A 12,670-nucleotide genomic window follows, 5' to 3' on the forward strand; every position below is an offset into this window, starting at 1 on the left:
ATATCTTAGATGTTTAGCACTTGTAAAATATATTCTATGGAATTAGCGGTTCGTAATGCCTGAACATTCTTTTCTTCAATGCAAATTAAGGCGATTTTATTTAACAAGTCCATATGTTCGCCTTCTTTACCCGCGATACCTATGGTTATATAGGCAGTATTTCCATCACCAAAGTCTATACCGTCAGGAAACTGTACTAAAGAAATGCCTGACTTAATGATTTCGCAATCTGAACCATCGGTACCATGTGGTATTGCTAAACCATTGCCTAAATAAGTTGAAACAATCTCCTCTCTGAGTTTCATTCTCTGAACGTATTTATCTGTCACATAGCCATTCATTCTCAGAATATTTCCAGTAAGGGTTATAGCTTCAAATTTATCGTTGGCATGTGCATTAAGAATAATGTTCTCGGGGATAAAGATGTCACTCATGCTGGCACCTCTTCATGGTTTTCATGATTATGCGATTTTATAAACGCAACTGTTTCGTCATAATCACTCAACTTAATAAAGTTATTAACGGTCATAAACACAGTATCGGTGTTTTCACAGCTTAATTTTGCGCGCTCAAGGAGCCCAGATAAAGTAATTACCATATCGTAGTCTCTACCCACTCGGTTTGCTGAATCGTTAATAACCTTAATATAGCCGAGCCCTTCTTCTTGTAGTCGTTTACGTAGAACAGAAGCGCCCATTGCGCTAGATCCCATCCCGGAATCACATGCGACCAATATACGTTGCACCTTTTTTACGTTTGTATTGGATAAGCCTGGGACAAAATCAGCCACAGATTTAACCTGACGCCCGCCGACAGTCACTGGGCTTTCATCATCATCTTCTGAACCGGGGCTGATTTTAAGTATTAACCAGCCCAGCGCGCATGACACGATAAATCCTGCGCTGATGGACACCAGATTGGCAACGATGGCGCTTTTCGGCGTCATCATGGCGATAGCGATTAAACTGCCTGGAGATGCAACGCCGATCAACCCGCCTTCCATGATGACTTGTAAGAATAAGGAGACGGCAAGTCCTCCCATTGTGGCGAATACCAGTAATGGATTTGCCAGCACAAATGGAAAATAGACTTCACCGATCCCCGCTATACCTGCAATAAACATCGCCATCGGTGCTGTTTTCTTCGCGCGCCCACGTCCAAACAGGGCTATCGCCATTAATGTTCCGAGCAGTGGGCCATTATTGGTATCCACCAGGAACATGATTGATTTACCCAGTTCGGGAACCTGGGCGAAACCAATTGGTGCGAGAATGCCGTGGTTAACCACATTATTCAGGAACAGAACCTGAGCGGGCGCCATAAACACGGACAGTAAAGGGAGTAAATTATTGCTGGTACACCAGTTTACCCCTGACGTGATAATGACAATCAGCAGGCGGATAACCGGCCCAACGGTCATATAGGCGAAAATAGCGCATATCAGGCCAATAATTCCGAGACTGAAATTATTGACGAACATTTCAAATCCCGGCTTAATTTTGTCCTGCACTTTTTGGTCAAATTTCTTCAACAGCCAGGAAGAGAGTGGCCCCATGACCATCGCCCCACTGATCATCGTGATTTCGGACCCGACAATAACGCCCATTGTCGCGAATGCAGCAATGACCCCTCCACGTTGACCGTGGATGTTATATCCTGCGGTATAGCCAATCAGTAATGGAAAAAGGTAATTCAGGATTGGGCCAACCATTTCACCTAATTTTTCATTAGGGAACCAGCCATTAGGGATAAAGATGGCGGCCATTAACCCCCATCCCACAAACGCTCCCAGATTCGGCATAACCATGCCGCTCATAACTCCACCAAACTTTCTAATTTTTGCTAACGCAGGGCTATTGGCAATTCGACTATTCCCCATGGTCGGCTCCATTCTTATATTGATGAGTGATTAATGATGCGATTTACCGCCGGTAATATTGATTACGGACCCGGTGATATAAGAAGAATGATCGGAAACCAGGAAAGAGATCAGGTCGGCAATCTCTTCAAGTTTCCCCGGACGACCAAGAGGAATAATGCCTTTATAGTCTTTATGAACATGATTTGGATCGGTTCCTCGTGTGTAAGCCAGCGCCCGGAAATTGGCTTCGCTGTTCATTGGCGTTGGTACATTGATGGCTGGCTCAACGCTAACAACGCGCACATTGTGGGGGCCCAACTCTTTCGCCCATGAAAATGTGAAGGCGTTAACGGCGGCTTTCGTTGCGGAATAGCAGCTCTGCCCGCGTGAACCCTGAACACCAGCTTCAGAAGTCATATTGATAATGACGCCTGATTCTTGTTCGACCATCTGGCGCCCAATGGACTGCGATACCAGAAAAACAGCTTTCTGGTTAACATTGACCATAAAGTCGAAATCATCTTCGCTCAGTTCATATTCTGGTTTTTCCTTAAATACATCGACTAACAGGCGTGGACGGCTGACACCAGCATTGTTGACTAAACCGTCTATATGACCAAACCTCTTTACCACTGAGGCCGTGAGCTGCTCAACTTCTGTTTTTTTGGTCACATCGCATTTGATAAAGATGATGTCGTCGAACTGGCTGAAGTTTTTATTGGGTGATAAATCGGCATAAACCACGGTTGCACCGTTGGCGTAGAGATTCTCAACCATTTTTTCACCCAGGCCCATACTGCCACCCGTCACGACCACGACTTTACCGGAAAGATCCAACCACTTTGTTGCTTGATCCATTTACGTTCTCCCATTTTTCACGATTGACTGACAGCAGCTGCCTGGGTATTTGACATTCGATGCCCGCAGCATATTGTTTACATGTTGATGCGGTTTTTTGCGTGTTTATAATCTATGCGCAGAAAAACGCATTGCCTACGAAGATCGTTGATTTTTGCGATGCTAATCACAGGATACATTTTAAATTCTTTTAATTCAGTTGGTTGCTTATATTTCTTGTGTTTTGCGTAAAGGATCGCATTTCTGGTGTGTACGATTGTTAATCGATTCATTAATGCGTTTATTTGCACGTTTGCTTTTTTAATGCGTCTTTATGCGTGATTAAAATTGAGGGGAATAATTGATAAAGAACCATGTATATAACTGATGGGGCATTGCTGGGGAGGTTGTATGGCACTGGCGACTTCCTGACAGAGTGATTGTCCGTCAGGAAGACTATGTTTACTGGAGGTTAGACAAACGGTGCGTATGGGTCAGCCATCTCAAATGCGACGGCTCTTTCCGCTTTCGGCGGATAAATCAGTTCACTGACAATCGAGACTTTCAGTTTCTTCGCTTCTGCGCGAGTGAGTTTGACCTGCTGATCCCATCCTTCGGTATACACCGCACCCCACGCGCCGAGATCCAGACAGGTGACGTACATCTCCTGACGGTACGGTGAAGGTTCTACTCCCAGCAGGCTTGCAGCGGCGTTATTACCGGCAAATTTACCCAACAAAATAGCGTGCTGGCAGGTCATTAACGCATAGTTGCCTTTGTCATCGGTGGCGGCGTAGGCCACATCGCCAGTGGCGTAGATATCATCATGACCCACGACCTGCAGATTGACATTCACATGCAGGCGGCCCTGTCGATCGCGCGGGGCGTTAATCTGTGCTGTCAGTCTATTGGCCTGCACGCCGACGGTCCAGATAACTGTCTGAGAGGCAATAACCTGCCCATCTTTCAGCGTTACGCCGCCGGCATCCACGCTTTCTACTTCTGCATTTACCAACCATTCGATGCCCAGTTCAGCGGAGGCTTCGATTATCACGTCGCGTAATTCCTGGCTCCAGCGCCCGGCAGGCTGAGCACCGCGTTCAACTACGACCACTCTGGTCTTAGCATCGGCACCCAGAATCTCACGCAGACGACCAGGTAATTCCAGCGCCATCTCAATCCCGGTAAAGCCGCCGCCACAGACCACCACCGTATTGCGAGTCTCACTTTCCGGCTGTAATGCCAGGTCTGTAATGTGCTGCTCCAGTGCGGTGGCGCTCTCGAGCTGGTCGAGGTCAAACGCATGCTCGGCTGCACCGACAACGGCGTCGCGGTTAACGTGACTCCCGCTGGCGAGTACCAGGCGGTCGTAGCGGCGCAGATGAATTTCTCCGTTGGCATCTTTCCAGCTCACCTCTTTAGAGTCCGGGATGATCTGCTCGACGTGACCTTGCAGGAAATTGACGCCGGTAACGTCAAACAAGGGTTGCAGCGGGGCGACCAGGGTTTGTACGGCGCGTTCATAAAAGCGTGGGCGGACACGCAGCTCTGGCTGTGGTGCAATTACTGTAATATCAATGGCCTGCTGATGTTTATCCGCCAGTCGTGCGGCGCTTAATGCTGCCCACATACCGGCAAAGCCGGCGCCCACGATCAGAATTCGTTTACGCATTGGGGGGTTCTCTCTGGTGACTACGAATAATTTACTCGGATTTTATTTGTCGTAGTTAAGAATTGCAATGCGATCAGGATCCTTTTTGTCCTGATGTCGTAGGGTGTTTAATTATCTATTTGATAAATATATGATTAAAGTTTTTATATAAATATGGGTTGTGCTGCTGTCTGGAATGAATGAGACGAAAAAGCTACAATTAACTCAGATTCATTTTGGCTGAGATAAGAGAATGGCATTTTACAGTTCCGGGGTTGAGTACGGCATTCATAGCCTGATGTGTATGGTCGACAGCAAGGGCGACGCGCGGGATATGAGCGTGCGGGAAATTGCCGAGCTGCAAAGCGTGCCGTACGACTACCTGGCGAAAATTTTCACCCGTTTGTCGAAAGCGGGCCTGGTGCGCAGCATTGAGGGAAAGGGCGGCGGTTTCCAGTTGGCTAAACCTGCTGAACACATTACGGTGCTGGACGTGGTGAATGCCATTGATGGCGATAAGCGCATCTTTGAGTGTCGTGAAATTCGCCAGCGGCTGGCGGTATTTGAGGAGCATCCGCCGGAGTGGGCCTGTGAAGGCATTTGTGGTGTGCGCTCGGTAATGGATATGGCTCAGCAGCGAATGGAAGAAGCGCTCGGTCAGCATACGATTCTGGATTTGGCGCGCAAAATGTACCGCAAAGCGCCGGACACTTTTGTGGTCGAAGTTCAGGAGTGGATTAACGCGCGCAAAGGGTAGCGATTGAAAATGCCCGGTGCTCATCCTCGGTGAGAAGCGCTTTCCGCTGGCGTGATAAGACCGAAGTCTTAATCAACGCAATATCGTTCATGGTCATGTCCATTCATGATGACCTGTTTGTATAAACTACGCTCTTACAATGCAGGACTTAAAAGGCAAAAAAAACCGCGATGTGACTCGCGGTTAATGTTAAAAAAAGCTTATTTACTGCTATCTGGCGTATTAATCATTCGGTTCAGCCAGGGCACCATAATCGCCATCACCACCGTGACAGCCAGGGTGACCAGGCCTATCTTACTGAAGACGTTGGTGTAGATCGGCAGAGTTTGCAGCGGGTCGGTGATGTTCTCCGGTACGGCAGTAAACGTGGCGACATACCCGCCCATCAGGAAGGCGGCGGCTTGCGTCAGGAACCACATCCCGAGAATAAAGCCCATCAGGTGCTGCGGCACGAGAGCGGCGACCATCGCCAGTCCCAGGGCACTAATCAGCAGTTCACCCAGGCTCTGGAACAGATATACCAGCACGATAAACCACGGCGACGTCAGCCCCTGCGCATCCGCAAACCACATCCCGGCAGCGGCTGCCGTCAGGAAGCCCAACGAGCACAGGAACATACCGAGCGTAAATTTCATCGGCATAGTCAGGTCTTTGCCTTTGTTTCCCAGACGGGTATAGATCGCGGCCAGTACCGGACTTGCCAGCACCACCCAGAACGGGTTCAGCGCCTGGAAGCTCACTGGGTTAATGGCGAAACCGAGAATTTCATGGTGCACGTTATTGATAGCAAAGAAGTTCAGCGATGTCGGCATCTGCGCGTACAGCACGTAGAACACAACCGCTTCCAGCATCAGGATGAAGGCCACGAACATCTTGTTGCGCCCGGTTTTATCCAGTTTGAATGCCTGACGGAAGAAGATGATAGTCACGGCAATCGACAAGACGATCAGCACCAGGTTGGCAATCTGCACGTTGTGCATCAGCCAGGCGCAGACAAATACCATCACTACCGTACCGGCCAGCACGTACAGCAGATTACGGAAATTCAGCGGCTTATGGTCTGGCTCAGAACCGATATTTTTTACCATTCCACGGCAGGCAAAGTAGACCAGCAGCGCGACGATAAGCCCGGCCCCGCACAGGTTGTAGGTCACCGCGTAGCCAAACTTATCGGCAATCACCGGCGCCAGCGACAGCGACAGCAACGAACCGATGTTAATCGACATATAAAACAGGGTGAAAGCACCGTCCAGACGGGCGTCTTTTGGTGGATAGCATTTTGACAACAGGCTTGCCGGGTTGGCTTTAAACAGCCCGTTACCGACGGCAATGGTACCCAAAGCAACAAAGATCAGATCGGGCTTGAGCAGCGACATCCCGGTCATGAAGTAGCCGATTGCCAGCACAATGGCACCGAGAACCAGCGTGCGCTTGGTGCCTAACAGGTGGTCGCCGACGTAGCCGCCGATCGAGATCAGGCCGTAGACCAGCGCAGCAAAGGCACCAAAGGTGACAAATGCCTGTTCCTGTGAAAATCCTAGCTGCTTAACAAAGAATACCGCCAGGATGCCCTGAACGCCGTAATAGCCAAATCGTTCCCATAATTCTACAAAGAAGATCATGAAGAACGGACGAGGTTGCTGCAGCAAGCCCGTAGGTGCAGTTTTATTCATATTCCATCGCCTTTCAAAGCCATCCCGAAAAGTATGAACGCGTATGCTTAAACGCGCCGAAAAAGTCTTATTTTGTTATAGACTGCGGCTATTAGCCGCTAGAGTAGAGTATTATAGAGATGGTTTTCGATCCAATTAGTTGATCACACTAATTATGATTTGTTTGTTGGATTGATGTACTAATTGTGTCCGAATGATAAAAACAAAAACGCCCGCACAGGCGGGCGTTTACAGGCTTAACTACTTGCAGCAGGCCGGGCTATATCCCGGCGGCAAGCATTTTATGCTTCTTCGTCGTCACGCAGCGGAACAATCAACATGTCGACGTGGACGGTGTTGATCAGTTGGCGCGCGGAGGACATCAGTTTGCTCCAGAAATCCTGGTGGTGACCACAAACGACCAGATCCATGTCGTATTTTTTGATGGCATCAACCAGAACCTGACCCAGGTCGCCGCTACCGCTCAGGGTTTCGGTGATAGGGTAGCCTGCGTTGGTGGACAGCTCGGTTAACGCGTGGTGGGTTTCTTCAGAAATGCGTTTCTGCATGTCGCCCAGATTCACGTCGATAAGGCCGGTGTACAGGTCGGAATAGTTTACGTCAACGTGGATAAGGGAAACTTTAGCATTGTAAGGCCGCGCCATAGAGACCGCTTTTTCAACCAGAACTTTGCTTTCCGGAGAAAGATCAACCGCGATAAGAATGTGTTTATAAGCCATAGTGTTACTCCTTCCATAAGTTGTCGATGACTAGCCTGCTGGCGTTTCTCTGCCGCCGCGTCATCCGCGTCCTGCGAACCTTGTGCGCGGGGCTAGCCCAGTCGTAAAAACGTACCATATAAGGACTATCCTTACATTATAGCGACCAGAATAATCCGTCAATCCGCCTTGCTTGCCAAGCAGTTAAACAAATTTTTTAGTTAATTGCATTGATAGCGATTAACCTTCTGGCAAAAAAATTAACTAATCTCCTACACTATCTAGAGGGGCGTTCGAATGCGTGATACTAATACGAACGGTTTCTTCAGTACTCTTCACTGAATGGTTTGGCAGGGTATCGGGGAGCGGTAGTCCCGGAAAGGAGTTCCGTGGGCGGGTCGCCGGGGAGGGGGTATGATAAGCACCATTGCATTGTTCTGGGCTTTATGTGTCGTTTGCATTGTTAATATGGCGCGCTATTTTTCTTCGCTACGCGCACTGCTAGTGGTACTTCGTGGTTGCGATCCATTGCTTTACCAGTATGTAGATGGAGGGGGCTTTTTTACCTCGCATGGGCAACCGAACAAGCAGATGCGTCTGGTGTGGTATATCTACGCTCAGCGTTACCGCGATCATCATGATGATGAATTTATTCGCCGCTGTGAGCGGGTTCGCGGTCAGTTCATTCTCACCAGCGCGCTATGCGGCCTGGTGCTAATCAGCATGGTTGCGCTGATTATCTGGCACTGATTCCAACGACAGATACAAAAAAAGCGGGCCAGTTTCCTGACCCGCTTTTTTACCGCGCATTCGCTTAGATAAGCTTCAGGGAGAGCCAGTACAGCCCGCCGGAAAGAAGAATTGCTGCTGGCAGGGTGAAGACCCAGGCCATCAGAATGCTGGTCACCGTTTTACGCTGCAAACCGCCGCCATCAACAACCATCGTTCCCGCAACGGAAGAGGAGAGAACGTGTGTGGTGGAAACGGGCATACCGGTGTAGCTGGCAAGACCGATAGAGACTGCGGCGGTCATCTGCGCCGACATCCCCTGGGCATAGGTCATGCCTTTCTTACCGATTTTCTCACCGATAGTGGTTGCCACGCGACGCCAGCCAATCATCGTACCAATACCCAGCGCCAGTGCGACGGCCATAATGATCCAGATAGGCGCGTACTCAATGGTGCTCAGCATGTCAGATTTCAGTTTCTTCAGCAGACGCTGATCGTCAGCGCTTACGCCAGGCAGCTTAACCACTTTATCGGTGGTATCAGAGATGCACAGCATAATACGGCGCAACTGACCACGCTGTTCGACGCTTAACTTGTCGTAGGTTTCCAGATTTGCCAGCATACCTTTCGCACGTTCCAGCGCGTTGATGGTATTCGCCGGGTGGCAATGGAACTCGGTCGGCGTCGCTGGCGCCGCGTCCGTCGGGGACGGAATCAGCTGGTCTACGCCTGTGGCCTGTTTAAGCAGGTCAGGGCGCTGCTGGAAGAAGACTTCGACGTTATTGATTGCATCGCGGGTACGGGTAATTTCGTAACCGGAAGCATTCATATTCACCACGAAACCTGCTGGCGCTACGCCAATCAGCACTAGCATCACCAGACCAATGCCTTTCTGACCATCGTTCGCGCCGTGGGAGAACGCCACGCCGATAGCGGAGAGGATCAGTGCAATACGCGTCCAGAACGGCGGCTTTTTCTTTCCGTCTTTCTTTTCACGTTCTGCCGGCGTCAGGTGGATACGGGCACGTTTTTTCGTACCGCTCCAGTAGCGGCGCAGAATGAAAATAAGACCACCTGCAACCACCAGACCGACAATGGGTGAGATGATAAGCGAGGCAAAAATACCGATAACTTTCGGGATGTTAAGTGCATCCACCACCGAGGTGCCGTTCATCAGCGCATTGGTTAAACCAATACCGATAATGGCGCCAATCAGCGTGTGGGAGCTGGATGCAGGCAGACCAAAGTACCAGGTACCCAGGTTCCAGATAATTGCCGCCAGCAACATGGAGAACACCATGGCGAGGCCATGTGACGATCCCATATTAAGCAGCAGATCCGTTGGTAACATATGCACGATGGCATACGCCACGCTGAGACCGCCCAGCAAAACACCAAAGAAGTTGAACACCGCAGCCATGACCACCGCCAATTGCGAACGCATTGCACGGGTATAGATCACAGTTGCGACAGCATTGGCTGTATCATGGAAGCCATTAATTGCTTCGTAGAACAGCACGAAAGCCAGAGCAAGCAATAGTAAAAGCCCGGTATGTAAATCCAGGCCAGCAAACAAATGTAGCATAGGACGTTACGCCATTTTGAGGACATGAACGCGGCGCATTATCAGTGACTTTGGCGGCGCGGGCAAAGTGAAATATAGAGTTTTTTTGATTTGTCTCCTGCTTTGTTTTACACCACTAAAGAATTATCCTATATATTTCAGATAAATACCCTTTATCGGTAGTTTGGTGCTGGTGCGACCACTGAGGAATCTTTACAATTCACTCCCGCTTTTTAGAGAGGATCGCAACGTGGAAAGGTTTGATACCGTTATTATAGGCGCTGGCGCAGCGGGTATGTTTTGTGCCGCGCAGGCAGGACAAGCAGGTAGTCGCGTACTGCTAATTGATAATGGTAAAAAGCCCGGGCGCAAGATTCTCATGTCTGGCGGGGGCCGCTGCAACTTTACCAACCTTTATGTCGAGCCGGCTGCGTATTTGAGCCAAAACCCGCATTTTTGCAAATCGGCGCTGGCGCGTTATACACAGTGGGATTTTATCGATCTGGTGGGTAAGCACGGTATTGCCTGGCATGAAAAAACGCTAGGCCAGCTTTTCTGCGATGATTCCGCCCAGCAAATAGTCGATATGCTGGTGGATGAGTGTGAAAAAGGTAACGTAACTATGCGGTTACGTAGCGAAATCCTGAGCGTTGAGCGAGATGGTGACGATTTTGTCCTGGAATTGAATGGGATGAGTGTCGGCACGAAAAAGCTGGTTATTGCCTCCGGTGGTCTCTCTATGCCGGGTCTGGGCGCGACGCCGTTTGGTTATAAAATTGCGGAACAGTTCGGCCTGAACGTTTTGCCTACGCGCGCAGGTCTGGTGCCTTTCACCTTACATAAGCCGCTACTGGAGCAGCTTCAGGTGCTCTCTGGCGTATCCGTCTCTTCCGTTATCACCGCCGAGGACGGCACCGTATTTCGTGAAAACCTGCTCTTTACGCACCGCGGGCTTTCTGGTCCGGCCGTGCTGCAAATTTCCAGTTTTTGGCAGCCAGGTGAATTTGTCAGCATTAATTTGTTGCCGGATGTTGACCTCGCAAGCTTCCTCGATGACCAACGTAGCGCACACCCTAATCAAAGCTTAAAGAACACCCTGGCAATGCAGTTGCCAAAGCGTCTGGTGGAATGTTTACAGCAGTTAGGGCAAATCCCGGATGTCTCGCTGAAGCAGCTTAATGTGCGCGATCAGCAAACGCTGGTTGAGACGCTGACCGAGTGGCGGGTGCAGCCGAACGGTACGGAAGGGTATCGTACCGCTGAAGTCACGTTGGGCGGCGTCGATACCAACGAGCTGTCATCGCGCACGATGGAAGCGCGCAAAGTGCCGGGACTCTACTTTATCGGCGAAGTCATGGACGTCACCGGTTGGCTGGGTGGCTATAACTTCCAGTGGGCGTGGTCGAGCGCCTGGGCATGCGCGCAGGATTTGACACCTGCCTGACCGTGGTGCCCGACAACCTGGGCTGCCGGGCGTTATCATTAGTTCAGACCAAGAAAATACTGGGCGATTTTAAAGTAGATAATCAACCCAGTACCGTCGATAAGCGTGGCGATAAACGGGGCGGAAACCACGGCGGGATCAATGCCGATACGCTTGAGCACCATGGGGATCACTGATGACACCACGGCGCTCCACAACGTAATGCAAACCAGCGTCAGGCTGACGATTAGCGTGATTTCCACTCCGATACCCATCATCCACGCGCGCAAGCAGCCTGCCAGACCCAGCGTCAGGGCGATCAGCAGCGAAGTTGAAACTTCTTTGCGGATCACCCGACCCATATCGCGCAGCCGTACTTCTCCCAGCGCCATTGAACGTACCAGCGTTGAGGTGATCTGCGTACCGCTGTTGCCGCCAGTACCAATTAATAGTGGAATAAAAAAGGCCAGTGCAATAGCAGATTCCAGCGCCTCTTCAAAATGTTGAAGAACGCTGCTGGTATAGGCCTCTGCGACAAAAAGTAGCAGTAGCCAGACAGAACGTTTTTTCCACAATGTCCACGGGCTAATCTCCAGGTAGGGTTTTTCCAGCGGCAACGTTGCCCCCTGAAGCTGAACATCTTCGGTAACATCATCTTCCTGTAGATGAGCGATCTCTTTTTCCATCAGACAACCGACCAGCTCACCTTTCTCAACGACAGCCACCAGATCGAGTTCGCGTTCGGCTAACTCGGCAACGACCTGTGCCCGTTCATCATCTGGCTTTACATGAAATAAACAACTGTCCGTAAGATGGTTGATGTTCAGCGATGTATCTTTTTCCTGCAATAAGCGCTTAATGGATAACACCCCGCGCAGCGCTTTTCCAGCTACAACAAAGACCTGGCCTGGAATATCATCCGTTGTGAGCTGGGAGACAAAGTATTCACGAGCGCCGTTCACGCTGAGATGATCCGGCAGGGTAATAAAATCGGTGCGCATATATTGCGCGATAGCATCGCCATTGAAATCCGGCATAGGATGATGGGCGGCGCAGAGTGGCATAGATGACATGGTGTAATTCCCTATAAAAATCTCTCATAGGGGCGAACAAGACAGGGTTAGCGCAGGCGGATCCCTACGTCCTGGTTTTAGCACTGAACAACGTATCTGCCCGATGGTGAAATCGTCAGAAGTTACCTTGGCAACACCTTGATTCGATGGATGCCTGTATTTCCCTGAGTGGCCTCTCTCGATACCAGCAGGGCGGTAACTTGTATTTGTACAGGAGCCTCGCCATAACGAGATCGGTAAATGAGCCACTATTATAGCGATGTCTAATTATTGATTATGTTTATAGTTGTGAATGTTTATCAATCGTTGATATACGAAATATTCCCTGTGCCAGAGCGCGATAGGGCTGAAGTAGAAACTACAACCGAATAGACATATTGAATCCAGGTGTTAGTATTCAATAG

General features: G+C 49.9%; 11 protein-coding genes and 1 riboswitch. Of the genes, 3 read left to right on the top strand and 8 right to left on the bottom strand.

The features are described 5' to 3' along the window. Positions 1–5 precede the first annotated feature (5 nt). The 4 genes from KQJ19_RS18720 to KQJ19_RS18735 all read right to left on the bottom strand — a co-directional run bounded on the left by KQJ19_RS18720 (position 6) and on the right by KQJ19_RS18735 (position 4,370). A complete protein-coding gene (locus tag KQJ19_RS18720) occupies positions 6–434 on the bottom strand; it encodes a PTS sugar transporter subunit IIA (RefSeq protein ID WP_047501384.1) in 429 nt (142 codons plus the stop codon). After that, complete coding sequence (locus tag KQJ19_RS18725) at positions 431–1,879, bottom strand: PTS mannitol transporter subunit IICB (protein WP_181220956.1); 1,449 nt, start codon at positions 1,877–1,879, stop codon at positions 431–433. Before KQJ19_RS18725 ends, KQJ19_RS18720 begins: the two co-directional genes overlap by 4 nt. A gap of 30 nt (positions 1,880–1,909) precedes the next feature. Next, positions 1,910–2,719 carry a sorbitol-6-phosphate dehydrogenase subunit gene (locus KQJ19_RS18730; RefSeq protein WP_016157691.1) on the bottom strand — a complete coding sequence of 270 codons (810 nt, stop codon included), beginning with the start codon at positions 2,717–2,719 and terminating at the stop codon, positions 1,910–1,912. 451 nt (positions 2,720–3,170) lie between these two features. Beyond that, the gene (locus KQJ19_RS18735) at positions 3,171–4,370 is read right to left on the bottom strand and encodes an NAD(P)/FAD-dependent oxidoreductase (RefSeq protein ID WP_216403973.1); all 1,200 of its coding nucleotides are present in this window, start codon (positions 4,368–4,370) and stop codon (positions 3,171–3,173) included. A gap of 232 nt (positions 4,371–4,602) precedes the next feature. On the opposite strand from KQJ19_RS18735, the gene KQJ19_RS18740 reads away from it, so the two are divergent. Beyond that, positions 4,603–5,106, top strand: coding sequence for an Rrf2 family transcriptional regulator (locus tag KQJ19_RS18740; protein ID WP_016154877.1), 504 nt, complete (start codon positions 4,603–4,605; stop codon positions 5,104–5,106). Between the two features lie 200 nt (positions 5,107–5,306). Here the strand turns inward: KQJ19_RS18740 and dtpB are convergent, their stop codons facing one another. Beyond that, positions 5,307–6,779, bottom strand: coding sequence for a dipeptide/tripeptide permease DtpB (dtpB, locus tag KQJ19_RS18745; RefSeq protein ID WP_216403974.1), 1,473 nt, complete (start codon positions 6,777–6,779; stop codon positions 5,307–5,309). A gap of 281 nt (positions 6,780–7,060) precedes the next feature. Then, the gene (gene uspA, locus KQJ19_RS18750) at positions 7,061–7,498 is read right to left on the bottom strand and encodes a universal stress protein UspA (RefSeq protein ID WP_003023368.1); all 438 of its coding nucleotides are present in this window, start codon (positions 7,496–7,498) and stop codon (positions 7,061–7,063) included. Positions 7,499–7,891: 393 nt separating this feature from the next. Here uspA and uspB point away from each other — a divergent pair, with 393 nt between their 5' ends. Further along, entirely contained in the window at positions 7,892–8,227 is a 336-nt protein-coding gene (uspB, locus tag KQJ19_RS18755) for a universal stress protein UspB (RefSeq protein ID WP_003023371.1), read from the top strand. Between the two features lie 64 nt (positions 8,228–8,291). Here uspB and pitA read toward each other — a convergent pair whose 3' ends face one another. Next, the gene (pitA, locus tag KQJ19_RS18760) at positions 8,292–9,791 is read right to left on the bottom strand and encodes an inorganic phosphate transporter PitA (protein ID WP_016154875.1); all 1,500 of its coding nucleotides are present in this window, start codon (positions 9,789–9,791) and stop codon (positions 8,292–8,294) included. 229 nt (positions 9,792–10,020) lie between these two features. Between pitA and KQJ19_RS18765 the strand changes: the two genes are divergently transcribed. Next, the gene (locus tag KQJ19_RS18765) at positions 10,021–11,214 is read left to right on the top strand and encodes an NAD(P)/FAD-dependent oxidoreductase (protein WP_016154874.1); all 1,194 of its coding nucleotides are present in this window, start codon (positions 10,021–10,023) and stop codon (positions 11,212–11,214) included. A gap of 38 nt (positions 11,215–11,252) precedes the next feature. On the opposite strand, the gene KQJ19_RS18770 is transcribed toward KQJ19_RS18765, so the two are convergent. Then, positions 11,253–12,266, bottom strand: a complete 1,014-nt coding sequence (locus KQJ19_RS18770) for a magnesium transporter (RefSeq protein ID WP_016154873.1) — start codon at positions 12,264–12,266, stop codon at positions 11,253–11,255. Between the two features lie 55 nt (positions 12,267–12,321). Beyond that, positions 12,322–12,505, bottom strand: a riboswitch (M-box (ykoK) riboswitch). Positions 12,506–12,670 lie beyond the last annotated feature (165 nt).

The organism is Citrobacter sp. S46_ASV_140, from assembly GCF_018919545.1.
In the GTDB taxonomy this organism is placed as follows: Bacteria; Pseudomonadota; Gammaproteobacteria; order Enterobacterales; family Enterobacteriaceae; genus Citrobacter; species Citrobacter braakii.